The following is a 24,781-nucleotide window of genomic DNA, read 5'->3' on the forward strand; positions in this document are numbered from 1 at the left end:
CGTCCTAATCCGCCGCGGCAGTATTCTTGCCGGCGCGATAATTGCCGAGCACCACTGATCGGCGTTCCGCATCGATCGGGCTCATACCGCGCGGTCCGACCAAATCCATGGGATTGGCGATCTGGGCAGCAAGATTATTTTGCGAGGCGCAGCCGAAATTGTACCAGTTCTTGTTCGAGTAGGTGTTGGCGTTGAGATCTTCCGGCCACTGGCCACATTGGCCCGTCATGGCGGTGATGGCCACATATGACAGCCTGATCGGCGCGGCGTCCCCGCTAGGAGCCGCACCATAGGGTACCTCGACGATCTTTCCGGCGGGAATACCGGAGGATGTCAGAACAGAGCGTATCTGGCGTTTTAGGATTGATGCGGAGGCGGCATTGGCAGAGCCGGACGGCACCTGGATCTGAACGACGCTGGACGATGTCGCCGCATAGTTCTGTGCAAAACCTTTCACGTTGTCCGCCATTGCGATTGTCAACCGGTTGTCTGCGGCAGACACAGGGATATCGAGCGAATGTTGCGCTTCCGAAAGGGTGATCGGATGGCGTGTGCGATAGTCATCGGGGACGGCCCCCGTCGTCTGCGGATCGCGAGCGCACCCTTGAGAAAGGGCTGCCACTGCCGCAAAGGTCAGCGCCAGCCTGGCAATGCGCGAGGCGGGAACGGAATGGGTGATCGGGTGCGTTTTTGTCATTTGTAGATAAATCCTACCGAGCCCTGATACGGCTGCGCCTGTACCTGCTGCCTGTTGTTTCCGTAAACCTTGTTCACCCGGTTCATGAAGAACGTCGCGGCATCGTTTTCCGGATTGAAATTGTCATCCGGCCGGGCGATCTGGTTGCGCGCCACAGGTCTCACCAGATAGGGGGTCGCGATGATGACGAGCTCGGTTTCGTTGCGGATGAAGTCCTTGCTGCGGAAGAGCGTGCCGAGGATCGGAACTTTCGAAGCGCCGGGCAAGCCGGACATGGCCTGACGAACATTATCCTGCACCAGACCGGCAATGACGATGGAGCCGCCCGAGGGCAACTCGACGCTCGTCGATGCCTCGCGCTTGCGGATGGAGAGATAGGTGCTGCCGGGCAATCGGGTGGTATTGCCATTGCCCGACACCACGTTGCCCTCATAGGTGGGCTCCGAAACGTTCGTCTCGATCTTCAGGCTGATACGCCCTGGAGACAGGACGACCGGGCGGAAATTCAGCTCGATACCGTATTCGACGGTGTCGGTTTGCCGCGTGACCGTTGGAACATTCTTATCGTCGAAGGTAACGTTCTGGACGCCGGCGAGACGGAAGTCGCCACCCACATAGAATTTTGCCTGCTCGCCGGAGATTGCAGTCAGGCTCGGTTCGGCAAGCGTGCGCATTACGCCCGCCTGCTCCATGGCGTTGAAGTAGCTGGACAGCGCTACCTTACCGATGGTGCCGGCCAGATTGCCGGTACCCCCAATGGCGAGCGCGTTGCCAAGGTTGGCGGGGTTGGAAAACGCAACCGACCCACCAAAGTCGGAACCGCCACCGCTGATAGAGCCGTTGAAACCAAGCTGCTTGAGGACCTGACGGCTGACTTCCGCAACGGTCACCTTCAGCGTGACCTGATCTTCTCCTTCGATCGTCAGCATATTGACGATGGACGATCGCTGCCGGTTTTCCGCAAAGATCGCGACGGCGCCATCGCCGTTGCTCTGGCTGGTGGCGGTGATGTTTCGCGTCGTGGCTTCGCCGCCCTGAAGAAAGGCCGTCGCAAGCTGAACCGCGCGCGCCGAATCCTGCGGTGTGCGAACTGAGCCGGAGAGCACGATGTTGTCCGATACGATTTCCACCCGGATGTCCGATTCCGGAATGAAACGGCGCAGATTGGCCTCAAGACCAGTGATATCGCGTTCGACTTCCAGGTCGAGGCTGACGATTTCCTCGCCACCCGCTCCAAAGATGAAGATGTTGGTTTGGCCAACCGACTTGCCGAAGAGGTAAATGCGACGCGACGTTCGCGTCACGGCATCGGCCATGCTTGGGTCGGCAACGAGAATATCGTGTGCGTCCTGTGGAAGGTCGATGACCAGAGCCTTGTTCAGGCCAAGCTTGACGCGCTTGCGAACGCCCGTACCGCTTTCGCTGATCCGCAGAATACTTGCGTTCTGGGCCTGCGCTTGCGCCATCCCTACGCCAAATGGCGATGCGCCGGGTACACTGGCGAAGCTGATGCTGAAAGCCAGTCCGCCGAGAAGCGATGTTTTGAGCGCGTGGCGGATCGGTGTCATCTTGCTCATTGTGCGGCTCCTTCATTTTCACGCACGATCGAGCCGGACTTGATCACTTGGATCGCCGGTCTGCTGGATTCGCCGTTGAGCAGGTAATCGGCCGACGCCGTGTCGCTATCCTGCACATCGGCAATTGATCGCAGGGAAAGGGTCAGGCGATCGGCCATTTGATGGGCGACGGTGATGATCTTTGCCTGTTCGGGAGTGAGCTCCAGTGTAGCGGTGGCGCCAATAACCGATGAGGTACCGTCAGGCCCTTCCTTGATCTGTTGGTCGATCGCCAGAACGCGCACATTGTTGAGAACATTCTCGGTCAGAAAGCCGCCACCGCCGTTCTTGCGGACCATGATCACATCCACGCGGTCATTGGGAAGAACAAAGCCGCCAGCACCTGTCGCTACTGAAATCTCAGTCGCAACCGCGCGTTTTCCCGCCGGCAGAAGCGAGGACATGATGCGTGTACTGGAATCAACGACCTTCTCGGAACGAACGGGTTCGCCTTCGAAAAGCGGAAGTCGGACAATTGTGCCGGTCAGCTCGTTGACCGCATCAGGACGTTTGTCTTCGGTGATATAGTTCTCATTGATGCTGCCTTGCGGCCATCGTGCCCAGCGCACGGAATTCGAATCGAGCCGGCTTCCCACTGGTAGATTGGCAGCCGAAACGAGTACGTTGACGGTCGGCTCTTTCTCGATGATGGCTTCCGCCTTCTCCACCACCGTCTGCGGCGCAGACAATTGCATGGCGAGCAGGCCCGCTAGACCAGCGGCCACGACGGCGACGGAAAGGATAACGACACGTGAGGACTTCATGCTGGGCCTTTGAGAAGGATAGAATCTCTTCTCCTGAAGATGGCCCGCCATTCGTGTAATTATGGTTAATAAAAACTGTGCGCTTAGGGTTAATCAGAAATTAATCTGCTGGATTGGCAGGTTCAAATTCGCTTTGCGCATGTTGATTAGAGAAGAGCGCGCATGGCAGCCTGAACGATCGGCGCCTCTGGATAGGTCAGCAAACCCGCAGTTGCAATGGCAATACCATAGGGAACCTTTTTGGCGACTAGCAATGAGTCCGGGATAGGAAGACCCGTGGCCATGATCTGCTGCGATCTGGAGCGCAAGAGCAGAATGAACAGAGTCAAAGCCCCGCCGGAAAAAGCCACTACAAGTAAAAAAGCAGCGAGTGAACCATTGAAGCCGAACCATACGGCGCATGCCGCCAGAAGTTTCGCATCGCCTCCGCCCATGGTGTTGAAGGCAAACAGTATGAAGCAAGCGAAGAGTACGACAAGCCCTGCCGCAAGGCTCATGAAAAAACTTTGCCAATCCATGCCCGACAGGGGAGCCACGATGATGAATGTGGCCAGAAGAATGACAGACACCCGGTTGGGAATCGTCATCGTGAAGAGGTCAGTCAGGGCTGCAAGCGCGAGGCATAGCGGAAATACAAGAAAGATTGAAGCAATGATCATATCTCACCTTAATTCCCGGGTGCTGCTGTTCTTGCAATAAAAATGCCGCCCTGTAGGGCGGCATTCGCAAATGTCTGTCTAATTACTTTGCGGCTGGGGCCGCTGGGGCCAGCTTTGTGTCAATAGTAGAAAATATCGTCTGTAGCTTCGTGCCGATGGTGGTCACACTTCCGATGATCAGCACGGAAATCAGGCCGGCGATCAGGCCATATTCAATAGCGGTCGCACCGGATTCGTCTTTCAGGAAGCGAGCGAAAATCGTTGTCATGCGGTTTCTCCTGGGTCGTTGTTTTGGTCAGCACGCCGACAACTGTTTTTCGTTGTTCGGTTGACGCCACCTTAGAAGATGCCGCTTTCCAGTGAATTAAAGAATGCGCTTAACGTAACGTTAAATGAGTAATGCGGATTTGTTTAGAAATAACGTTTAAGATTATTATTTAAAATTTGATCTATATTACGTACTTTGGCATATCAGCTGTTTCTTTAATAAAGCGATGCAATCACCGTGCTTTCGCGGCGCCGAAGTCCTTTGATTATGCGACATTACGCCAGAACGTCGTCGCTCATTACCCAGGTCGTATTCTTTATTGTACCGCGCCTTTTAAATCTTCATTTACCATTCCCATTCATGTTGAGAGTGATGAAATGCGCCAAGCGTAAATGAAGGTCTCTGCCGCTCATGCTGTCTTCCCGTATCAAAAGATTCGCAGTCGCTTCGGCGGTACTGGGCATTGCTCCCGCTTTCGCACTGTCAGCGGACGAGGACGTATTGCGCGTATCGATGAATCAGGCTCGCGTCCTGAAGCTGGATCGCGCTGTCAGCAAGGTTATCGTCGGCAATTCGAAAGTCGCCGATGCGACCGTTGCCGATGCGACGACCATTGTGTTAACCGGCCGCAGCTTCGGCACGACCAATCTCGTCCTGCTGGATGCGCAGGGCAACGCTATCGTCGATGAACGGGTGCTGGTTTCGATCGACGAAGGCAATACCGTGCGGGTGTTCCGCCAGACTGACAGAAGCGTTTTGTCCTGTACGCCAGCATGTGAAGCAAATTCGCAGAACTGAACCGTGTGACGATTGCAATCTGTCGTCGCCAACCAATCCCTGATCATGATTTTCGACACCAAGCATCAAACGCCGGCTCCGCCCTGCGTCTAGGCTTGACGTGAAATCGAGGTATTAAAGATTCGTCCTGAGCCCATCTTGCCACTGAAATCCTGTGTTCTCGACACTCGGCAGTGGAGCTAGCGCTCTTGGCATAACATGCCGAGGATCGGTGCTGCGAAGCAAGCAAATTGTCTACCCCAGGAGGGGAGCAATAATCCAAGTTTTTCGGCTAAACTATTGATCTGGCTAGGATCAAATAAGGAATGGTGCCCAGAAGAGGACTCGAACCTCCACACCCTTTCGAGTACCAGCACCTGAAGCTGGCGCGTCTACCAATTCCGCCATCTGGGCGACGAGGAGCCATGTACGGGGGCGAGCGGCTGGTGTCAACAGGGATTTTGAAGTTTTATGACGATCCTTGTTTTTTCATCAAAAAACATGCTTTCACCTGTTGCCAACTGGTCTTCAAGCATCGTCATGCGCCAAGTGAGCGAACCTGTCCGTTACACCGGCAGGAGGTCGTCGGGCTTGCACCTTGGTTTTGGTCGCAAGGGGCAGGCTCTACGTATCCAATCCTTCGTTCTTTTGCCTGTCGAGATGGCCAAGATCGCGATCAGGGTCGATCATGTTGCGCAGGCGCTGCTTCAGTTCCTTGGGACCCGGAAAGCCACCATCGCGTTTACGTTCCCATAGAAGCTTCCCATCCACGGTGATGTCGAAGCGTCCGCCTGTTGCGGGGATGAGCGCGACCTCGCCGAGGCTGTCGGGAAACGTGCTCAGCAGCTCTTGCGCCATCCACGCCGACCGCAACAGCCAGTTACACTGCGTGCAATAGGTAATCGCGATTCGGGGCTTTGCGGTTTCATCCATTTCGGTGATCCTCGTTGAAGCTCGCAGCGGCGGCCCGTATTGTGAGAACAGCATCTTGCAGAGAATTCGCATTTTGCAAATGGCCAATGCAGACGTTGCGTTCGAATGCCTTTCGGAGACCTAACGCTTCTCGCAACTGCGCCGACGACCATATATCGAAAAGCGCTTCCCTCTGGAACCTTTTCACCTCAGAACAATTACGCATGAGGTGGAATGCGGGAAAATTCATGGTTGATTACTTATTGCCCTCGGAAGCGCGTAAGGCGGGTGAGCGTTTGCTTGCCGATCACGCCTCGGGCGACCCTTTTGCGGCAGCCTTCAAGGCAACCCGTATGCCGATGATCATCACCGATCCAAAGCAAGACGATAACCCGATTATCTTTTGCAACAAGGCCTTCAACGACCTCACCGGCTATTCCAGTGAAGAGCTGATTGGGCGCAATTGTCGCCTTCTTCAAGGGGAGAAGACCGACCGCAACGCTGTCGCTAAGATACGTGAGGCGATCAGCGCAGGGATGTCAGTATCCGTCGATATTCTGAACTATCGAAAGGATGGTGCCGAGTTCTGGAATGCCTTGTTCGTCAGCCCCGTAAGAGACGACAAGGGAGAGGTGATCTACTACTTCGCGTCCCAGCTGGACTTTACCCGCATCAAGGACAAGGAGGCCGAGCTTGCCGAAGCCCGCAATCTTGCCGAGGAAGAAGTCAGTCGCCGCACCAAAGACCTGCGCGATGCCTTGGACGCCAAGACCGTGCTGGTTCACGAAGTCGATCATCGCGTCAAGAATAACCTTATGACGATGGCGTCCATCGTGAAGCTGCAAGAGCGGATGACGAAGAATGAGACGGCGAGTGCAACACTGAAATCGGTGCTCAACCGCATCGAGGCGCTCAGCACCGTTCACCGCAAGCTGTTCACGCTCGATAACATCGCCCGTTTCGACGTGGCCGACTTCGCAGAAGATCTCGTAGTTAACCTGACGAGTCAGCTGAAGCGCACCGATATCAATGTCACACTGGACCTGTCGCCGGTTTACGTCCCTGCAGACAAGGCATCGCCTCTGTCGCTTATCGTCAACGAGTTGGTGGGCGATGTCGTCAGACGCGGGCTGGGCGATGGTGGCGGTGACATCAAGGTGACCGTAAAGAGGCTGAACGGACATTTCCTCATCCAGGTCGCCGATACGATCGATCCTGTGAAGGTCGATGAGGAGGAGCAGCGCTTCAGTCAGATGTTGCTGGAAACATGTGCGCGTCAGGTCAGCGCGGATATTAAACGAGAACAGAATGGCCGGCGGACGATTGTAAGCGTGACGCTGTTGGTTGGACATAAGAAGGAATCATGAATTGCGCATTATCATCGTGGAGGATGAGGCACTTCTGGCACTCGAACTGGAAAGCGAAGTTGAGGCAGCAGGGCATAGCGTTGTCGGCGTCGCAGCCGATAGCGCATCGGCCATTGCTCTGATTGAAAAGGAAAGTGCCGACTTTGCTTTTGTCGATATTCATCTTCTCGATGGTCCGACCGGCGTGGATGTCGGCAGGTTTCTCGCCAGCAAAAATGTCCCCTATGTCTTTGTCAGCGGCAATATCAAACGCATTCCGCCCGATTTTGCCGGCGCTGTCGGCGCTATCGAAAAGCCTTACACCGTCAATGGCTTGCAAAACGCACTTGGCTATCTGGACGCCTTGATCAGCGGCAAGGATGGGCTTGTCGTGCCGCCGAACCTGATCATGCCGCTAACAACGACGTCTTAAGTGCGATGACTGTGAATAACGATCCTGGGAATATCGGTCCGATCCTGACTCAGCTTTTTGAGCAGGCGCCGACCTTCATTGCGCTTTTGCGGGGCCCAAACCACCGCTTCGAGCTTGCCAATCCGAGCTATATGAATCTCGTTGGACGTCACGATATTGTTGGAAGAACGGTCGCGGAAGCGCTTCCTGAGGCCGCAGAGCAAGGCTTCGTCAACATTCTCGATGAGGTCTACACAACGGGCAGACCCTATAAAGCTCTCGGTGCTCTTTTCGTCATCCACGCCAATGAGGATGGATCTGGCAGGGAATGTTATCTCGACTTTCTCTATCAGCCGATCCGCGATGAGAACGGCGAGGTCTGCGCTATTTTCGTCGAAGGCTCGGACGTCACGGAACGCACTCTCTCAGACCGTGCAAGACGCGACAGCGAAGACCTCTACAAAGGCCTCTTCGATGCGATCGATGAAGGCTTTTGCATTATCGAATTCTTGGATGGGCCACACGGGCCGGATAGCGACTATGTGCATATCCAGGCAAACGACGCATATGCGCGACATGCCGGAATACCGAACGTGGTCGGCCAGAAATTGCGTGAAATGGTACCGGATGAAGCTGATGCCTGGATCGCACGATATGGCGCGGTTTTGAAAACCGGCGAGCCCATTCGCTTTCAACAGGAACTGGTTGCGACCGGGCGCTATCTGGAGCTTGCCGCCGTTCGCATCGAGCCCAAAGAGCGCCGCCAGGTTGCCGTTCTTTTTCAAGATATTACGGCACGCAGACGAGCCGAACTCGCGCTCGAAGCCCTGAACGCAACTCTTGAGCAACAGGTTGAGGAGCGCACTGCCGAATTGATGGTCGCGGAGGAGGCTCTGCGCCAGGCCCAGAAGATGGAAGCCGTCGGCCAGTTGACGGGCGGGCTTGCACACGACTTCAACAACATTCTCGCTGGTATCAGCGGCAGTCTGGAGATGATGAATACCCGGCTGGCGCAGGGCCGGGTGGGCGACCTTTCGCGCTACATCAATGGTGCCATGGGTGCCACCAAGCGGGCGTCTGCACTGACGCAACGTCTTCTGGCCTTCTCGCGCCGCCAGACACTCGATCCCAAACCACTCAATATCAATACCCTCGTCGACAGCATGCTGGAACTTGTGGTCCGCAGCGTTGGCCCAGGGATCAAGGTGGAAACGGTTGGCGCTGCGGGCCTATGGCCGACATTTGTCGACGCTGGCCAGCTGGAAAACGCGCTTCTCAACCTGTGCATCAATGCGCGAGATGCCATGCCGAATGGTGGAAGTCTCACCATCGAGACAGGAAATCGCTGGATGGATGAGCGGGCCGCCCGCATGCGCGGGCTGGAACCAGGGCAATATGTGTCGCTTTGCGTTTCCGACACGGGAACGGGAATGTCGCAGGACATTATCGAGCGCGCTTTCGACCCGTTCTTCACCACGAAACCTATCGGTCAAGGCACCGGGCTCGGCCTTTCCATGGTCTATGGTTTTGCCGGCCAGTCCGGCGGCGCGGCCCGGATTTACTCCGAGATCGGTAAAGGCACGATGATTTGCATCTATCTGCCACGTTACGCTGGTGACATAGACGCTGAGGATCCGGAAGTGCAAGTCCAGATGGATGCACCGCGCGCCGAGGGCGGCGAAACGATCCTGGTGGTCGATGACGAGCCCCTGGTCAGAATGCTGGCCGTGGAGGAACTTCAAGATCTGGGTTACGCGGTCATCGAAGCCGAAGATGGGCCATCGGCCTTGCGGCTGCTCAATTCCCGCAGACAGATCAGCCTTCTGATCACCGATGTGGGACTGCCTGGCGGCATGAATGGACGTCAGCTGGCGGATGCGGCACGCGTTAGTCGACCGGATCTTGAGGTGCTGTTCATCACCGGATATGCCGAAAATGCGGTGCTCAATCACGGCCACCTTGAACATGGCATGCACGTGATGACGAAGCCCTTCCAACTTGATGTCTTTGCCCAGAGGGTCAAAAGTCTCATTAAGCCGCAAAGGTAAGGTGCCGACTTGAAGCGATACACGACCTATTGTGTCGTTTGCTGGTCCGTCACACAAGCCTTAGAAGCATGATGAAGAAGCGCAGCAAATCTTTCTTTTTGCTGCCTTCGCTGGCGCCATTCGCCTTGCAGCCAGAAAAATCGCTCCTTATATACGCCGCATACCAGCAGAAATGCTGACAAAACGGCAAGACCATCCAAGTCAAGGAGTCGTCAGTGGAATGCCTCCCGGGGTTCCGATGACTCGCTTCAAGGAGAGAAGAAAATGGCAAAAGTAATCGGTATCGACCTTGGCACGACCAATTCCTGCGTCGCAGTGATGGACGGCAAGGACACCAAAGTGATCGAAAACGCGGAAGGTGCGCGCACGACCCCTTCCATGGTCGCATTCAGCGACGATGGCGAGCGTCTGGTCGGTCAGCCTGCAAAGCGTCAGGCCGTGACCAACCCGACCAACACGCTTTTCGCAGTCAAGCGCCTCATCGGCCGTCGCTATGACGACCCAACCGTCGAAAAGGACAAGGGCCTCGTTCCCTTCGAGATCGTCAAGGGCGACAATGGCGACGCATGGGTACAAGCGCAGGGCAAGGGTTACTCCCCTTCGCAGATTTCCGCGATGATCCTTCAGAAGATGAAGGAAACGGCTGAGTCCTATCTTGGTGAAAAGGTCGAAAAGGCCGTCATCACCGTTCCGGCCTACTTCAACGACGCCCAGCGTCAGGCCACTAAGGATGCCGGCCGCATCGCTGGTCTCGAAGTGCTGCGCATCATCAACGAGCCGACGGCTGCCGCTCTCGCTTACGGTCTGGACAAGAAGGACGGCAAGACGATTGCCGTATACGACCTTGGCGGTGGTACCTTCGATATCTCCATCCTGGAAATCGGCGACGGCGTCTTCGAAGTGAAGTCCACCAATGGTGATACCTTCCTCGGTGGTGAAGACTTCGACATGCGTCTGGTCGAGTATCTTGCAGCCGAGTTCAAGAAGGACAACGGCATCGACCTGAAGTCCGACAAGCTGGCTTTGCAGCGCCTCAAGGAAGCTGCCGAAAAGGCAAAGATCGAGTTGTCGTCTTCGCAGCAGACCGAAATCAACCTGCCCTTCATTACGGCAGACGCTTCCGGTCCGAAGCACCTGACGCTGAAGCTGACGCGCGCCAAGTTCGAAAGCCTGGTCGACGACCTGGTTCAGCGCACTGTCGCGCCGTGCAAGGCAGCCTTGAAGGATGCCGGCGTGTCTGCTTCCGAGATCGACGAAGTCGTTCTGGTCGGTGGCATGAGCCGCATGCCGAAGGTGCAGGAAGTCGTCAAGCAGTTGTTCGGCAAGGAGCCCCATAAGGGCGTCAACCCGGACGAAGTGGTTGCCATGGGCGCTGCCATTCAGGCAGGCGTTCTGCAGGGCGACGTCAAGGACGTTCTCCTTCTCGACGTAACGCCTTTGTCTCTCGGCATCGAAACCCTGGGTGGCGTCTTCACCCGTCTGATCGATCGTAACACGACGATCCCGACGAAGAAGAGCCAGACCTTCTCGACGGCCGAAGACAACCAGTCCGCCGTGACCATCCGCGTTTCGCAGGGCGAACGCGAAATGGCAGCTGATAACAAGCTGCTCGGCCAGTTCGACCTCGTTGGCCTGCCGCCTTCTCCACGTGGCGTTCCGCAGATCGAAGTGACCTTCGATATCGACGCGAACGGCATTGTCCAGGTTTCGGCCAAGGATAAGGGCACCGGTAAGGAACAGCAGATCCGGATCCAGGCTTCTGGTGGTCTCTCCGACGCCGACATCGAGAAGATGGTCAAGGATGCGGAAGCCAATGCTGAAGCCGACAAGAAGCGTCGTGCGGGCGTGGAAGCCAAGAACCAGGCGGAAAGCCTGATCCACTCCACCGAGAAGTCGGTACAGGAGTATGGTGACAAGGTTTCCGAAACTGACCGAAAGGCTATCGAAGACGCGATTGCCGCCCTCAAGACGGCTGTCGAAGCATCCGAGCCGGATGCAGATGACATCCAGGCCAAGACCCAGACCCTCATGGAAGTGTCCATGAAGCTTGGCCAGGCCATCTACGAAGCTCAGCAGGCTGAAGCCGGTGAAGGCGCAGCAGGCGGCAAGGACGATGGTGTGGTCGACGCCGACTACGAGGAAATCAAGGACGACAAGAAGTCCGCTTAATTGTGGTTCTTGCTCTTGAACTTGGGTAAATGAGACTGACTCCGGCTGCCTCGTGCAGCCGGAAATCCATTTCGGGGTGTGTTATCTTCATGGCGAAAGCAGACTTTTACGAGACATTGGGCGTGAGCAGATCCGCCGATGAAAAGGAGCTGAAGAGCGCCTTCCGCAAACTTGCGATGAAGTATCATCCGGACAAAAATCCAGATGACGCTGAATCCGAGAAGAAGTTCAAGGAAATCAACGAAGCCTATGAAACGCTGAAAGATCCGCAAAAGCGCGCAGCCTATGATCGCTTTGGCCACGCAGCCTTCGAGCAGGGTGGCATGGGCGGAGGCGGGGGCTTCGGCGGTGGCGGTTTTGCCAACGGTGGTTTCTCCGACATTTTCGAAGACATTTTTGGCGAGATGATGGGCGGTGGCCGTGCGCGTCGTTCATCCGGCGGTCGCGAGCGTGGCGCCGATCTGCGCTACAACATGGAAATCTCGCTGGAAGAGGCTTTCACCGGAAAGACGGCGCAGATCAGGGTGCCAACATCCATAACCTGCGATGTCTGTTCCGGCTCCGGCGCAAAGCCCGGTACCAGCCCCAAGACCTGCGGCACCTGCCAGGGTTCGGGCCGTGTGCGTGCAGCACAGGGATTCTTCTCGGTGGAGCGCACCTGCCCGACCTGCCATGGTCGCGGCCAGACGATCACCGATCCTTGCACCAAGTGCCACGGTCAGGGCCGTGTGACGGAAGAACGCTCCCTCTCGGTCAACATTCCGGCCGGTATCGAGGACGGAACCCGTATTCGCCTCCAGGGCGAAGGCGAAGCAGGAATGCGCGGAGGCCCCTCGGGCGACCTCTACATCTTCCTGTCGGTGCGTCCGCATGAATTCTTCCAGCGCGATGGCGCCGATCTATATTGCGCAGTACCGATCTCGATGACGACGGCAGCGCTCGGCGGTACATTCGATGTGACGACACTGGATGGAACGAAGTCCCGCGTGACGGTGCCGGAAGGGACGCAGCCGGGCAAGCAGTTCCGACTGAAGGGCAAGGGCATGCCGGTGCTGCGTTCGGCGCAGACGGGTGACCTCTACATCCAGATCCAGATCGAAACACCGCAGAAACTGACCAAGCGTCAGCGCGAATTGTTGCAGGAATTCGAGGAAATCTCTTCGAAGGACAACAATCCGGAATCGACTGGCTTCTTTGCCCGGATGAAGGAATTTTTCGACGGCTGACGCCTTTGGCCGCTCAAATGGTTCGGACGCCGCCACCCACAGAGGTTGGCGGCGTTTTTGTTTGTCTTAGCCAGCGAAGCCGCCTTCATCGAGAAAGACACGTTCTTCAGCTGTCGTCTTGCGAAGCAGGATGTCGTTGCGATGTGGGAAGCGGCCGAAACGCTGGACAATGTCGCGATGTTCAATGGCAAAGGGCACGTAGCGTTCGCCCAGAGGCTCGCACATTTTACAACAAAGCTCCTGATCGGCCAGGTCTTCCGAATGCATGAAAGGCAGGTAGAAGAAGATCCGTAATTCGGGATCGATCGCCACATCATGACCGCGCGAAATGGCATCGCGGGCATAATGCAGCGCCAGCGGATCGGTCGCATACATATGCGCCGTATCGCGGAAGCAGTTGCGGGGAAACTGATCGAGGAGAAGCAGCAGCGCAAGGCTGCTTTCCGGCGCATCCAGCCAGTCGGTCAATTCCTGACGGGCCGCCGCAAAGTGCAGATCGTGAAAGCGGGCGTGGAAGGAACTGTCGAAATGGGCGTTCTTCTCAAACCATTTTTCCGGGCCGGCCTCGTTCCAGAAGGACAGGACTTCGGCGGCTGGTGTGGGTATCGCGATTTCTGTCATCTCAGTTCCTCAATGTCTCGGTCTCTGCCGGCGCGCATCTACGCTATCAGTAGTGCGGCGGCTTGGTTATGGCTGGCGCGTCGAGCGACTGCTCCTCGAGGCTCAAGAACCGCTCGGTGAGACGATCTAGCTTCGCACGGGTCTGCTCTACGACCTTCCACTGCTCAGCCAACTGATCGGACAGTTCCTCGATCGTCTTGGCCTGGTATGCCACCGTCTCTTCCAAAGCGATGATCCGCGCTTCGTTGTGATCTGCCATGAAGACCTCCGTTTTCACTCACGCTGCTTTCGCAGTTTTATAAAGGATAAACAAGACAAAGGCCGGACACATGGTGCCCGGCCAGTGATGGTATGCTGTAAAGCGTGAGACTATATCAGCCTTCGTCCTGGAAAACCTCTTCGCGCTTCTTCTTGACGCTCGGCAGAAAGACGACAACGAGGACCAGAAGGGCGATCAGAAGCAGCGTGGCGCTGATCGGCCTGGTGACGAAGGTGCTTGGATCGCCACGCGACAGGATCATCGCACGCCGCAGATTCTCTTCCAGGAGCGGCCCAAGCACGAAGCCGAGCAGCAGCGGTGCAGGCTCGCAGCGCAGTTTTACCAAGGCGTATCCGATGAAGCCGAAGAAGGCGACGGCATAGAGATCGAAGACGTTGGAGTTGACGCTGTAAACCCCGATGGCGCAGAAGGCCATGATGATCGGGAAGAGCACGTAATAAGGGATCGTCAGAAGCTTCACCCAGAGCCCGATGAGCGGGAGGTTCAACACCACCAGCATCAGGTTGCCGATCCACATGGAGGCGATGATGCCCCAGAAGAGCGCCGGCTGCTCGGTCGCAACATTCGGGCCTGGAACGATACCCTGGATGATCATTGCGCCGACCATCAGCGCCATGACCGGGTTGGCAGGAATGCCAAGGGTCAGAAGCGGGATGAAGGAGGTCTGAGCACCGGCATTGTTGGCCGATTCCGGACCTGCGACACCAGCAATTGCGCCGTGGCCGAATTCTTCCGGGTTCTTCGAGACGCGCTTTTCCACCGTATAGGAGGCGAAGGCCGCGAGAATGGCACCACCGCCTGGCAGGATGCCCAGCGCCGAGCCGATAACAGTTCCGCGCAGGACGGGCGCAACCATCTTCTTGAAGTCATCCTTGGTGGGCAGAAGGCCGGAAACCTTGGCCATCAGCACGGTACGGGTCTTTTCGTCTTCCAGATTGCGCAGGATTTCGGCAATACCGAAGACACCGACGGCAACCGCAACGAAGTTCAGACCATCGGCATATTCGCGAATGCCCAGTGTGAAGCGCGGTGTGCCACTATAGATGTCGGTACCGACGAGGCCTAGCAGCAGGCCGAGGACGACCATGGCAAGCGCCTTGACGATGGAGCCGTGCGCCAGCGCAATGGATGACACGAGACCGACGACCATCAGCGAGAAATATTCCGCCGCACCGAATTCGAGCGCGATCGCCGTCAGGGGTGGAGCGAAGACTGCGACGAGAAAGGTCGCGACCGTGCCGGCAAAGAAGGAGCCGATGGCAGCGATCGCAAGCGCTGCGCCCGCCTTGCCCTTGCGCGCCATCTGGTAGCCGTCGATGGCCGTCACGGCGGAGGAAGATTCACCCGGCATGTTGATCAGGATAGCCGTGGTCGAGCCGCCATATTGCGCGCCGTAATAGATGCCGGCGAGCATGATCAGCGAGGAAACGGGCTCCAACTGGAAAGTGATCGGCAGCAGCATGGCGATTGTTGCGGTGGCGCCGATACCCGGCAGAACGCCGATAAGCGTTCCGAGCAGTACGCCGATCAGGCAGAAGAACAGGTTATGAAGCGTTGAGGCCGTGTAAAAGCCAAGCGCCAGATTATCGAAGAGTTCCATGACGCGACCTCAGAAGTTGAGCCAAGGGCCGAAGCGCTGGAAAGGCAGGCCAAGACCGTAATTGAAGACGAGAACCGAAAAGACCGTGATCGCAGCGGAGAGCAGGACGGCCATCATTGGTTTCATCTTGTGCGATGCAAACGAGGCGATCAGAGCGCTAAGGAACAGCGACGGCACGAAACCCAGCCCACGCACCGTCAGGCCGAAGAAGATCGGTGCTGGCAGGATGAAAAAGATGCCGCGCCAAGCAATGGAGGTCATCGGCTCGTTTGCAACCTTGCCGGCGCGAAGAAAAATGACGCCGCCGAGCAATATGAGGATCAAGGACAGGGCAAGCGGGAAATAGCCCGGCCCCATGCGGAATGTCGTTCCCAGATCAAGATCATAGGCTTGCCAGGCAAAGAAGATGCCGAGGCAGATGAAAATTGCGCCGCAGATGGCTTCTGTGGCATCGAAACTGACTGATTTCATGGTCGTCCCCGCCTGTGCATCAGTGCCGCTCTTTGGCCCGATGTCTGTAGAGTTCGATGAGGTCTTTAAGGATCGCTGTCGTCTTCAAGCGGATGCCGGGGAGGACATCGGTCATCCCCGGCCTCAGGCAGGATTAGTCTGCGTATTGGCCAGCGGATTCGATGACTGGCTTCCAGCGTGCGATTTCGCTTTCGAGCTTTGCCTTAAGCGCGGCAGGCGTTGCATCCGTTTCTGGAGAAGGCGTTGTACCAAGCTCGGCAAAGCGTGCGGCAACATTCTGATCCTTCAGTGCCACCTGAAGCGACTTGGAGAGACGCTCATTCACAGCGGTAGGCGTGCCCTTCGGCGTGTAGATGCCGTGCCAGATGCCAACTTCGAAGTTGGGCAGGCCCGCTTCCGTTGCCGTCGGGACGTCTGGCAGAACGCTGAGGCGCGCCGGTGTCGTGACCGCATAAGCCTTCACGGTGCCGCCCTGGATCTGCTTTGTGGTATTGGTGGTCTGGTCGCACATGATATCGACCTGGCCGCCGAGAAGGTCGGTCATGGCAGGGCCCGTACCCTTGTAGGGAACAGTCACAAGCGGCGTTTGAATTGCGCTCATGAACAGCATGCCGCACAGATGAGAGGCAGCGCCGATGCCGGCATTGGCGACGGTAACCGTATCCTTGTTTGCCTTTGCGTAATCGATCAGGCCCTTCAGGTCCTTGGTCTCGAGGTTCTTGCGCGAGAGGATCGTCATCGGAACTTCGGTCACGAGGCCGACATAGTCGAAGGCGTCGAGTGTCTTGTAGGCCAGCTTGCGATAAAGCGTGTCGCTGGTCGCCATACCAATGTGATGCAGAAGGATGGTGTAGCCGTCCGGATCAGCGGATGCCACGCGACCTGCACCCAGCGTTCCGCCTGCACCGCCAACATTTTCGACGATGATCTGCTGGCCGAGATCCTTGGACATGGATTCAGCAACGAGGCGTGCCACGGTATCCGTCGGACCACCCGCGGAGAATGGCACGACCATAGTGATGTTGCGGCCAGGATAATCCTGTGCGGCTGCGGAAAGCGCAAAGAGCGATACGGCGGCGGCAGCAACTGCACCCGTGACGGATTTCAGAAGTTTCATCTTTTCCTCCCGATGAATATGGCCTCAGCAACGAAACGCACTCCTCTGCGCTCGCCGGGGTAAGTTCATTTGCAGTCGAGATCGCGCGTCACGCAATTGAGGGAGGAAAACAAATCTTTAAAAGAGTGTCGGCTAACGGTCCGAATGGGTGGAATCCGAAACATTGGTGTCATGACGTGGGTGGATTTCTACCCATGACGATAAGAAGAGAGCAAACTCAGGAGTTCGTCATGTCTTCGTCGATGGGAGCGTTCTTGGTCAAAGCGTATTTCTGCATTTTTTCATAGAGCGTCTTGCGCGATATTCCGAGCGTCTCATAGACGGCTTTCAGATTGCCTTTATGGGTCGCGATTGTTCTTGCGATAATGCCCTTTTCGAATTCCGCTACCTTGGCGGAAAGACCGTGACTCCCAAGTGGATCGCTTTGCGATCCTTCGCCAGAACGACCATCGAGGCCAAGAACGAACCGGTCCGCTTCGTTTCTCAGCTCACGGACATTGCCCGGCCACTCACGCATAGCAAGCGATGAAATGATGGTGGACGGGACCTCCATGTCGTCGCGCCCGTAGCGCGCGGCGGCTTCTCTCACCAAGTGTAGGAAAAGCAGGGGAATATCGCTTTGCCGTTGCGCCAGTGACGGGACACGGATGGTCGCGACATTCAACCTATAAAGCAAATCCTGCCGGAAGCGCCCGGCAAGTGCTTCCTGCGCCAGGTCCGTCTTGCTCGTGGCAATAAAGCGGACATCGAGCTCTACTGTCTCGTTGGAGCCGAGGCGCGTGATGGTGCGCTCCTGAAGGACGCGCAGCAGCTTGCCCTGCATATCGGGCGGCATGGAGCCAATCTCGTCGAGAAGTATGGTGCCACCACGCGCATGCTCGAACTTGCCGTAGCGGGCTCTGAGCGCTCCTGGAAAGGCACCCGCTTCATGACCGAAGAGTTCGCTTTCGATCAAATGCTGCGGCAGAGCCGCGCAGTTGATGGCAACGAAGGGACGGTCGGCACGCGCACTGATATCGTGCAGCGCCCGCGCCACGACCTCCTTGCCCGCACCGGTATCGCCAATGATCAAAGTATCGGCATCGGCAGCTCCTATGGCGCGGATGCGGTAGCGCAGATCAACCATGGCTTGAGTGCGTCCGGGCAGGCGCGTTTCAAGGTCGTCGCGCTTTCCGGCAACGGCGCGCAGGCGGCGATTTTCCAGCACAAGCGAGCGCCGATCCATGGCGCGTTTGATGATGCTGGCGAGATAGTGAATACTGAAGGGCTTTTCGATAAAGTCGTAGGCGCCGTTGCGCATGGCGCTCACCGCAAGCTGCACGTCGCCGTGACCGGTGACGAGGATGACGGGAATTTCGGCATCCAGCTCCCGAACCTTCTGCAACAGGCTCATGCCATCGATACCCGGCATGCGGATGTCGCTGACGATCACGCCATCGAAGCTATAGCCGATCAGTTCGAAGACATGATCGGCATTGTCGATGATGATGACATCCAGCCCCGCAAGTTCCAGCGCCTGAGCAGTGGAAAGTCGCAAATCCTCTTCGTCATCAATCAGCAATACGCGGGACAGGCTCATTCCGCGGCAATCTCCATCGGTGTTTCGGCGTCGAGTTCAATATCGAAACGCGCGCCGCCATTCTCAAGGTTGGTGACGATCAGCCGTCCGCCAAAATCCTTGACGATATTATAGGAGATCGACAAGCCGAGACCGAGACCCTTGCCGACGCCTTTGGTGGAAAAGAACGGGTCGAAGATACGCTCCATGATCGCAGGCGGCACGCCGGGACCGTGATCGCGCACGGAAACGATGACCTTGCCCTCGCTCTTGTGTGCGGTGAGATGGATACGTCTGTCGTCCAGCCCCTCCACCGCATCGGCGGCATTGGAGATGATGTTGACCAGCACCTGCTGCAGACGCACCGGCCCGGCCTTGACGAAAAGCGTCTCCGGTCCAAGCGCCACGTGCAATTGGGCATCCGCCGCCTTCAGCCGGGCGCTGACGATCTCGAGCGTATCGGCCACCACTGCGTCGAGCGGAACCGGGCCGACATGCTCATTGGGTTTTCGGGCGAAGTTGCGCAGGTGTTTGCTGATCGAAGCCATCCTGTCGATCAGGGCTGAGATGCGAGACAGGTTGGAGCTTGCCTCCTCCACGCGTCCGCGTTCGATCAAGAGCGAGGCGCTTTCGGCATAGGTCTTTGCTGCCGCGAGCGGCTGGTTGAATTCGTGCGAGAGGGCTGCCGACATCTGGCCAAGGGCTGCAAGCTTGCCCGCCTGGATCAGATCCTTCTGGGTCTTGCGCAACTGCTTTTCGGTCTGTCGACGCTCGGCGATCTCGCGCTTGATGTCGCAGTTCATCCGCGCCAGATCGGCAGTGCGTTCCTCCACGCGACGCTCCAGCTCGGCCTGGGCCTCCGCCTGATGCACGAGGCGGTCCTGCAAGCGCCTTCGTCTTTGCAGCATGGCCGCGAGCAAAGCGCCGGCGAGGCCAAGGCAGAGCAGGGCGGCCAGCAGCATCGTCTGCACCTGTGTGCGCACCGAACCAGTATCCATCAGCACATTCACGGTCCAGCCTGCTTCCGGCATCGGCTGGGAGAGAACGAGATATTCCCGGTCCTGCTGCCCTTCGCGGACCGCCATCAACCGATGACTGCCGAAGGTGCCTTCGGTCACCGGCAGCTGGCTGAGCTTGGCGTCCGCATAGCGGCGGGAGGCTTCGGTTCGAGCGATTCTGTCCGGCGTCAGCGGCAAGATTGCCGAATAGAGCCACTGCGGCACCCCGGTCATGAAGATGATGCCTTCCGGATCGGTGACGACGATGCGGTTTTCACCGGTGCCGAAGGAGGCTTCGATGCCTTCGATATCCACCTTGAAGACAATGACGCCTTTGATGACATCGTTGAACAGAATGGGCGAGGCAAAATAATAGCCGCGCTTGTGCGACGTGGTGCCAAGTGCAAAGAAGCGCGATTGTAGGCCCTTGGCGGCATCCTGGAAATACGGTCGATAGCTGAAATTTTGCCCGATGAAGCTTGCGGGGCCATCATAATTGCTGGCGGCGATTGTTTCACCGTCCAGCGTCATGATGTAGATGTCGGAGGATTTAAGAAGGTCGTTGATCGACTTCAGATAGATATTGGCGCGCTCTCTGAGACGCTGGTCTTCGGGATGTGCAACCAGCTCTTCGATGTCATCGTGATCGGCCATCAATGCCGGCAACGGCTCGTATCGGTTGAGATGCCCGCCAAGGGCGGAGACGGCGAGGCGTAACGTTGTTCCGCCCTGTTCGGCAGCCTCGTTGAGGTAGCTTTCCGCCAGCAGTTCGCGTCCCTTGGTGAAGGCGAAGCCGCACAGAGCCAGGCAAAGCAGAAGGATGCCAACCCACCGATATCTCACTCAAACCCCTCCACATGGCACATCCCGAAAGATCTGCCCTCCTATTGAGGATAGTATGTGCGGGTGAACTATTTTCCAAGCGGCATTGCGAAGACACGACAAGGCAACAAAAAAGCCGACCCAAAGGCCGGCTCGTTCGTCATGCAAGTGTATCAGGAAGCGCTGATTATGCGCTTTCCTTCGGCGTCAGAACCTGACGGCCGCGGTACATGCCTGTCTTCAGGTCGATGTGGTGCGGGCGACGCAGTTCGCCGGAGTTCTTGTCTTCGACGTATGTTGCTGCCTTGAGGGCGTCTGCCGAACGGCGCATACCGCGCTTGGACGGGCTCGTTTTTCTTTTAGGAACTGCCATTTGTGTTACTCCACTGAAGCGGCGAAACACGGGAACCAGCCAAACCTTAGGCCGAATGTCGCATGTCTCGATATCGGAAATTTGGCGCGCTTATACATGCCTCATGGGGCTTTGACCAGCCCTGACACGCATTTTTTCGAGAGATACCGATATGCAATCGAAAATCGGTATCCTTGGGCGACATCCTTATCAGACGGGATTGAAGACAAGCAACTCCTCAAAGTGGTTCATGTCGGCAAATGCACAGAAGGCTGGTGGACGCATTTCGATGACCGGTGCCGCCGCTCGCAATTCGTCGAGGCAGTCATCCAGCATTACCTGCCACCGGGGCAGGCTGTCCGGCTCAAACCAGCGGCGAGTATAGGCGAATGTGATGTGGAATTCGTAAGTCTCGTGGTCAGGGTGACGATAACCAAAGGCATCGGCAAACGCCTCCCGCCATGTGGCGATTATCCTGTCGTCTTCAATGCTCGCACCGGTCAGCCGCAAACCAAGCGGCGTGACGCAGGTTGCCTGCATGTGGAAGGCTGGCAGCTTTGGAAAGTCTGCGAGGCGCTCGAGATAGAAGGCCGTCATCGCGTCGATCGCGCTGTCCTGCGGCATCTCCTTCGGCCAGTAAGGCCAAGAGCGGCGATGCTCGATGATGCCCTGAAACACCGTCATGTGCAGGCTGGAGACGGGCGTGAAGGCAAGATGTGTGTCAGCTTCAGGCATATCGAGAAGCCGCTGACGGGCGGCAATGACCGCCTTTTGAGATTGCGACCCCTCGACCAGATGGCAGACAACCGTGTTGCCCGGCTCGGGCAGAAACTCTCCTTCCGGAGAATAGCGCGTTCCCAGATGGCGGGGTGGTGTCGTCTGATAGGTTGTCGAGAACTTTGCAAGCGTAGGTGAAACGAGCGGGGCGTGCATGGGAAGGCTCCTTGATAGAAGCCTTCACCTACGCTTCATGCGCGACAGGCGCGTGACATCCGAACCGCTGCTCACTTTTACGCGGATCATGCTTTAGTGCGCCTCATCCCAGTTATCGGCAGCGCGTGCGTCCACCTGCAACGGCACCTTCATATCGATGGCGGGCATTGCGGCGTTTTCCATTATGGACACTACAACCGGCAGCGTTTTTTCGATCTCGCCGTCTTCAACCTCGAAGATCAGTTCGTCATGCACCTGAAGCAGCATGCGGGCCGAAAGCTTCGCCTGTTCCAGCGCGGGCTCCATGCGGATCATTGCGCGGCGAATGATATCGGCAGCAGAGCCCTGGATTGGCGCATTGATTGCGGCCCGTTCGTTGAACGCTCTGACCGAGGGGTTTGAAGACTTGATTTCCGGATAATGGATACGACGACCGAAGATGGTTTCAACATAGCCATGCTCGCGGGCATAGGCCTTGGTGTTTTCCATGTAGTCGCGAATGCCGGGGAAACGCTCGAAATACTTCTTGATGTACTCACCCGCCTCCGAGCGACCGATGCTGAGCTGATTGGCAAGACCGAAGGAAGAAATGCCATAAATGATGCCGAAATTGATCGCCTTGGCGCGGCGACGCACCTCAGACGGCATGCCTTCCACCGGGACACCGAACATTTCCGATGCCGTCATAGCATGAATATCGATGCCGTTCTCGAAGGCATTTCTCAACTGCGGGATATCGGCGACATGCGCGAGCACGCGCAATTCGATCTGACTGTAGTCGGCAGACAGCAGCTTGTTGCCGGGCGTGGAAACGAAGGCCGTCCTGATCTTGCGGCCCTCGGCGGTGCGTACCGGAATGTTCTGAAGGTTGGGTTCCGAAGAGGATAGACGCCCAGTCGTCGTTGATGCCAGAGAATAGGAGGTATGCACCCGTTTGGTATCGGCATGAATGTAACCCGGCAGCGCATCCGTATAGGTGGATTTGAGCTTGGTCAGCTGGCGCCAGTCGACGATCTTGCGCGGCAGTTCCATACCTTCGGCGGCGAGGTCTTCCAGCACGGAGGCGGAGGTAGACCATTGCCCGGTCTTGGTCTTGGAACCGCCGGGCAGACCCATCTTGCCGAACAGGATATCGCCAAGCTGCTTGGGCGAACCGATATTGAATTTCTCGCCGGCAAGCTCGTAAACGTCTTCCTCGAAGGCAGCGGCCTTCTGGGCCAGTTCGCCGGAAAGCCGCGACAGGATCTGTCGGTCAACAGAAATGCCGCGCTCTTCCATATGGGCCAGAACCGGCACCAGCGGTCGCTCCAGCCGCTCGTAGACGCTCGTCAGACGATCAGCGACGAGGCGGGGTTTCAGCACCATCCAGAGCCTGAGCGTTACGTCGGCATCTTCGGCAGCATAGGCGGTGGCCTTGTCGATATCGACGAAATCGAAGGTCACGCCGGATTTCCCGGAACCTGCAACGTCCTTGTAGGCAATCGGCTTGTGGCCCAGCCAGCGCTCGGAAAGCGCATCCATGCCATGCGCGCCCTTGCCAGCCTCCAAGACGTAGGAGAGCAGCATGGTATCGTCGTAGCTCTGCATCACGATGCCGAGGCGCTTGACGAGCAGGTAATCATATTTGAGGTTTTGCGCGACCTTCAGAACCGCCGGATCTTCGAGCAGGTCTTTCAGCCGTGAAAGCGCCAGGTCGAAAGGGATTTGGTCGGGGGCCAGCTTGATGCCGTCGCTGAAGAGATCGCCGCCGGAGCCCGTCTTGTGGGTCAAGGGAACATAGGCTGCGATGATGTCCGTACCGCTGGCATTCTTGCTGTTATCGGCAATCGCAAGCGAGAAGCCGACCAACTCCGCCATCATCGGATCAAGCGAGGTCGTCTCGGTATCGAAGGCAACCACGCCCGTCTCTCGCGCCATGGCGACCCATCGATCCAGTTCCTCGATGCTGCGGATGGTCTGGTAAGCGGTCGTATCGATCTTGGCGGCGGCGAATATGGTTTCGCGCGCCGAGGCAAGCGCCTGCGGCGTATCGCCTTCTGCTTTGGAGAGAACGGCGCCGACATCGGACACGGACTCTTCGCCAAGCGGAACGGATGCAGCATCCGGCGCATCCGTGATAGCATCGAGATCAGGACCATGGGCCTCCGCGCCGCGCTCCACCGGAACATGCGCGGGTTCTATCGCGGCGGCATCGGCGCCAGTCGCTTCCGCCACGCGGCGTGTCAGCGTGGTAAACTCCATCGCCTTCAGAAAGGCGATGAGCTTCGGGCCATCCTGCGGCTCAAGGGTCAGCGCATCCAGCGCAAGCTCCAGCGGCACGTCGGTCCTGAGCGAAACGAGCTGACGGGAGAGGCGGGCCAGTTCCGCATTGGCGATGATGTTTTCCCGGCGCTTTTGTTGCTTGATTTCGCCCGCGCGCTCCAGCAGCGTGTCGAGGTTGCCATATTCCTCCAGCAGCTGCGCCGCCGTCTTCGGCCCGATGCCGGGAATGCCCGGAATATTATCGGTGGAATCGCCGGTCATCGCCTGCAAGTCGATCATCTTTTCCGGGGCCACGCCCCATTTTTCGATGACGTCCGGCACGCCGATCTGCTTGTCCTTCATCGCGTCGTACATATGCACATTTGGCGTGACAAGCTGCATCAGGTCCTTGTCGGAGGAAATGATGGTGACATCCGCACCGATCGCTTCCGCCTGGCGGGCATAGGTGGCGATGATATCATCGGCCTCGAAACCTTCGGTCTCGATGCAAGGCAGGTTGAAGGCGCGGGTGGCATGGCGGATCAGGCCGAATTGCGGAACGAGATCTTCCGGCGGTGCTGAGCGATTGGCCTTGTAGAGGTCGTAGAGCTCATTGCGGAAGGTCTTGGACGAGTAATCGAAGATCACCGCAAAATGCGTTGGCGTCACCCCCACATCGGTGTTGCGCGCATCCTTCAACAGCTTCCACAGCATGTTACAGAAGCCGGATACAGCATTGACCGGCAATCCATCGGACTTGCGGTTGAGCGGGGGGATGGCATGGAAAGCGCGGAAAATGAAACCGGAGCCGTCCACGAGGAAGAGATGATCGCCTTTTTTCATGGGAAGCATGGATAGCGCGAGACGGCAAAAAGGTCTATCGTCGCCCTCAAG

22 protein-coding genes and 1 tRNA gene are annotated in these 24,781 nt (G+C 57.3%); 6 read left to right on the top strand and 17 right to left on the bottom strand.

The window, feature by feature from the left end; translation table 11 throughout:
• Window positions 1–4: 4 nt before the first annotated feature.
• The 5 genes from QZ869_RS13820 to QZ869_RS13840 form a co-directional block, all read right to left on the bottom strand.
• Window positions 5–697, bottom strand: a complete 693-nt coding sequence (locus QZ869_RS13820) for a CpaD family pilus assembly protein (RefSeq protein WP_296105492.1) — start codon at window positions 695–697, stop codon at window positions 5–7.
• On the bottom strand, window positions 694–2,265 hold the full coding sequence (locus QZ869_RS13825) for a type II and III secretion system protein family protein (protein WP_296105725.1): 1,572 nt from the start codon (window positions 2,263–2,265) through the stop codon (window positions 694–696). The genes QZ869_RS13820 and QZ869_RS13825 overlap by 4 nt, the downstream gene beginning before the upstream one ends.
• A 5-nt stretch (window positions 2,266–2,270) precedes the next feature.
• Complete coding sequence (cpaB, locus tag QZ869_RS13830) at window positions 2,271–3,077, bottom strand: Flp pilus assembly protein CpaB (RefSeq protein WP_296105494.1); 807 nt, start codon at window positions 3,075–3,077, stop codon at window positions 2,271–2,273.
• Between the two features lie 146 nt (window positions 3,078–3,223).
• Window positions 3,224–3,736: a prepilin peptidase gene (locus tag QZ869_RS13835; RefSeq protein WP_296084671.1), complete on the bottom strand. Its 513-nt coding sequence runs from the start codon at window positions 3,734–3,736 to the stop codon at window positions 3,224–3,226.
• An 82-nt stretch (window positions 3,737–3,818) separates the two neighbouring features.
• Complete coding sequence (locus tag QZ869_RS13840; RefSeq protein ID WP_296084673.1) at window positions 3,819–4,004, bottom strand: Flp family type IVb pilin; 186 nt, start codon at window positions 4,002–4,004, stop codon at window positions 3,819–3,821.
• A 411-nt stretch (window positions 4,005–4,415) separates the two neighbouring features.
• Here QZ869_RS13840 and QZ869_RS13845 point away from each other — a divergent pair, with 411 nt between their 5' ends.
• On the top strand, window positions 4,416–4,802 hold the full coding sequence (locus tag QZ869_RS13845) for a pilus assembly protein N-terminal domain-containing protein (RefSeq protein WP_296041105.1): 387 nt from the start codon (window positions 4,416–4,418) through the stop codon (window positions 4,800–4,802).
• 306 nt (window positions 4,803–5,108) lie between these two features.
• On the opposite strand, the gene QZ869_RS13850 is transcribed toward QZ869_RS13845, so the two are convergent.
• Together QZ869_RS13850 and QZ869_RS13855 are read right to left on the bottom strand one after the other, a co-directional pair.
• Window positions 5,109–5,195: transfer RNA gene (locus tag QZ869_RS13850), tRNA-Leu, on the bottom strand.
• A 210-nt stretch (window positions 5,196–5,405) separates the two neighbouring features.
• A complete protein-coding gene (locus QZ869_RS13855; protein ID WP_296105496.1) occupies window positions 5,406–5,714 on the bottom strand; it encodes a SelT/SelW/SelH family protein in 309 nt (102 codons plus the stop codon).
• Window positions 5,715–5,941: 227 nt separating this feature from the next.
• Between QZ869_RS13855 and QZ869_RS13860 the strand changes: the two genes are divergently transcribed.
• The 5 genes from QZ869_RS13860 to dnaJ all read left to right on the top strand — a co-directional run bounded on the left by QZ869_RS13860 (window position 5,942) and on the right by dnaJ (window position 12,894).
• Window positions 5,942–7,060, top strand: a complete 1,119-nt coding sequence (locus QZ869_RS13860; RefSeq protein WP_296105498.1) for a PAS domain-containing protein — start codon at window positions 5,942–5,944, stop codon at window positions 7,058–7,060.
• Window position 7,061: 1 nt separating this feature from the next.
• A complete protein-coding gene (locus QZ869_RS13865) occupies window positions 7,062–7,472 on the top strand; it encodes a response regulator (RefSeq protein ID WP_296077100.1) in 411 nt (136 codons plus the stop codon).
• A 5-nt stretch (window positions 7,473–7,477) separates the two neighbouring features.
• Window positions 7,478–9,499: a PAS domain-containing protein gene (locus QZ869_RS13870; RefSeq protein WP_296105500.1), complete on the top strand. Its 2,022-nt coding sequence runs from the start codon at window positions 7,478–7,480 to the stop codon at window positions 9,497–9,499.
• Window positions 9,500–9,763: 264 nt separating this feature from the next.
• Window positions 9,764–11,668, top strand: coding sequence for a molecular chaperone DnaK (gene dnaK, locus QZ869_RS13875; protein ID WP_296015774.1), 1,905 nt, complete (start codon window positions 9,764–9,766; stop codon window positions 11,666–11,668).
• 89 nt (window positions 11,669–11,757) lie between these two features.
• Entirely contained in the window at window positions 11,758–12,894 is a 1,137-nt protein-coding gene (gene dnaJ / locus QZ869_RS13880) for a molecular chaperone DnaJ (protein ID WP_296015776.1), read from the top strand.
• A gap of 66 nt (window positions 12,895–12,960) precedes the next feature.
• Here the strand turns inward: dnaJ and QZ869_RS13885 are convergent, their stop codons facing one another.
• From QZ869_RS13885 to polA, 10 genes are all read right to left on the bottom strand, one after another.
• A complete protein-coding gene (locus QZ869_RS13885; RefSeq protein ID WP_296105502.1) occupies window positions 12,961–13,515 on the bottom strand; it encodes a DUF924 family protein in 555 nt (184 codons plus the stop codon).
• A gap of 46 nt (window positions 13,516–13,561) precedes the next feature.
• Window positions 13,562–13,774 (bottom strand): SlyX family protein, encoded by a 213-nt coding sequence (locus QZ869_RS13890; RefSeq protein ID WP_062599116.1) that lies wholly within the window; start codon window positions 13,772–13,774, stop codon window positions 13,562–13,564.
• A gap of 115 nt (window positions 13,775–13,889) precedes the next feature.
• Window positions 13,890–15,395, bottom strand: coding sequence for a tripartite tricarboxylate transporter permease (locus QZ869_RS13895; protein ID WP_296015781.1), 1,506 nt, complete (start codon window positions 15,393–15,395; stop codon window positions 13,890–13,892).
• Window positions 15,396–15,404: 9 nt separating this feature from the next.
• Window positions 15,405–15,866 carry a tripartite tricarboxylate transporter TctB family protein gene (locus tag QZ869_RS13900; protein ID WP_296015783.1) on the bottom strand — a complete coding sequence of 154 codons (462 nt, stop codon included), beginning with the start codon at window positions 15,864–15,866 and terminating at the stop codon, window positions 15,405–15,407.
• A 133-nt stretch (window positions 15,867–15,999) separates the two neighbouring features.
• A complete protein-coding gene (locus QZ869_RS13905) occupies window positions 16,000–16,983 on the bottom strand; it encodes a tripartite tricarboxylate transporter substrate-binding protein (RefSeq protein WP_296105504.1) in 984 nt (327 codons plus the stop codon).
• Window positions 16,984–17,200: 217 nt separating this feature from the next.
• A complete protein-coding gene (locus QZ869_RS13910; protein ID WP_296105506.1) occupies window positions 17,201–18,562 on the bottom strand; it encodes a sigma-54 dependent transcriptional regulator in 1,362 nt (453 codons plus the stop codon).
• Complete coding sequence (locus tag QZ869_RS13915; protein WP_296105508.1) at window positions 18,559–20,382, bottom strand: sensor histidine kinase; 1,824 nt, start codon at window positions 20,380–20,382, stop codon at window positions 18,559–18,561. The genes QZ869_RS13910 and QZ869_RS13915 overlap by 4 nt, the downstream gene beginning before the upstream one ends.
• Before the next feature lie 166 nt (window positions 20,383–20,548).
• Complete coding sequence (rpmF, locus tag QZ869_RS13920; protein ID WP_016556742.1) at window positions 20,549–20,734, bottom strand: 50S ribosomal protein L32; 186 nt, start codon at window positions 20,732–20,734, stop codon at window positions 20,549–20,551.
• 189 nt (window positions 20,735–20,923) lie between these two features.
• Window positions 20,924–21,646, bottom strand: coding sequence for a DUF1868 domain-containing protein (locus QZ869_RS13925; protein WP_296105510.1), 723 nt, complete (start codon window positions 21,644–21,646; stop codon window positions 20,924–20,926).
• 93 nt (window positions 21,647–21,739) lie between these two features.
• Window positions 21,740–24,730 (bottom strand): DNA polymerase I, encoded by a 2,991-nt coding sequence (gene polA, locus QZ869_RS13930; RefSeq protein ID WP_296077993.1) that lies wholly within the window; start codon window positions 24,728–24,730, stop codon window positions 21,740–21,742.
• Window positions 24,731–24,781 lie beyond the last annotated feature (51 nt).

It is taken from the genome of uncultured Agrobacterium sp., assembly GCF_913777885.1.
In the GTDB taxonomy this organism is placed as follows: domain Bacteria; phylum Pseudomonadota; class Alphaproteobacteria; order Rhizobiales; family Rhizobiaceae; genus Agrobacterium.

Coding starts and splice junctions, on each gene's coding strand:
- QZ869_RS13820 (WP_296105492.1), bottom strand. CDS start 697: ATGACAAAAACGCACCCGATCACCCATTCCGTTCCCGCCTCGCGCATT.
- QZ869_RS13825 (WP_296105725.1), bottom strand. CDS start 2,265: ATGACACCGATCCGCCACGCGCTCAAAACATCGCTTCTCGGCGGACTG.
- cpaB (WP_296105494.1), bottom strand. CDS start 3,077: ATGAAGTCCTCACGTGTCGTTATCCTTTCCGTCGCCGTCGTGGCCGCT.
- QZ869_RS13835 (WP_296084671.1), bottom strand. CDS start 3,736: ATGATCATTGCTTCAATCTTTCTTGTATTTCCGCTATGCCTCGCGCTT.
- QZ869_RS13840 (WP_296084673.1), bottom strand. CDS start 4,004: ATGACAACGATTTTCGCTCGCTTCCTGAAAGACGAATCCGGTGCGACC.
- QZ869_RS13845 (WP_296041105.1), top strand. CDS start 4,416: ATGCTGTCTTCCCGTATCAAAAGATTCGCAGTCGCTTCGGCGGTACTG.
- QZ869_RS13855 (WP_296105496.1), bottom strand. CDS start 5,714: ATGGATGAAACCGCAAAGCCCCGAATCGCGATTACCTATTGCACGCAG.
- QZ869_RS13860 (WP_296105498.1), top strand. CDS start 5,942: ATGGTTGATTACTTATTGCCCTCGGAAGCGCGTAAGGCGGGTGAGCGT.
- QZ869_RS13870 (WP_296105500.1), top strand. CDS start 7,478: ATGACTGTGAATAACGATCCTGGGAATATCGGTCCGATCCTGACTCAG.
- dnaK (WP_296015774.1), top strand. CDS start 9,764: ATGGCAAAAGTAATCGGTATCGACCTTGGCACGACCAATTCCTGCGTC.
- dnaJ (WP_296015776.1), top strand. CDS start 11,758: ATGGCGAAAGCAGACTTTTACGAGACATTGGGCGTGAGCAGATCCGCC.
- QZ869_RS13885 (WP_296105502.1), bottom strand. CDS start 13,515: ATGACAGAAATCGCGATACCCACACCAGCCGCCGAAGTCCTGTCCTTC.
- QZ869_RS13890 (WP_062599116.1), bottom strand. CDS start 13,774: ATGGCAGATCACAACGAAGCGCGGATCATCGCTTTGGAAGAGACGGTG.
- QZ869_RS13895 (WP_296015781.1), bottom strand. CDS start 15,395: ATGGAACTCTTCGATAATCTGGCGCTTGGCTTTTACACGGCCTCAACG.
- QZ869_RS13900 (WP_296015783.1), bottom strand. CDS start 15,866: ATGAAATCAGTCAGTTTCGATGCCACAGAAGCCATCTGCGGCGCAATT.
- QZ869_RS13905 (WP_296105504.1), bottom strand. CDS start 16,983: ATGAAACTTCTGAAATCCGTCACGGGTGCAGTTGCTGCCGCCGCCGTA.
- QZ869_RS13910 (WP_296105506.1), bottom strand. CDS start 18,562: ATGAGCCTGTCCCGCGTATTGCTGATTGATGACGAAGAGGATTTGCGA.
- rpmF (WP_016556742.1), bottom strand. CDS start 20,734: ATGGCAGTTCCTAAAAGAAAAACGAGCCCGTCCAAGCGCGGTATGCGC.
- QZ869_RS13925 (WP_296105510.1), bottom strand. CDS start 21,646: ATGCACGCCCCGCTCGTTTCACCTACGCTTGCAAAGTTCTCGACAACC.
- polA (WP_296077993.1), bottom strand. CDS start 24,730: ATGAAAAAAGGCGATCATCTCTTCCTCGTGGACGGCTCCGGTTTCATT.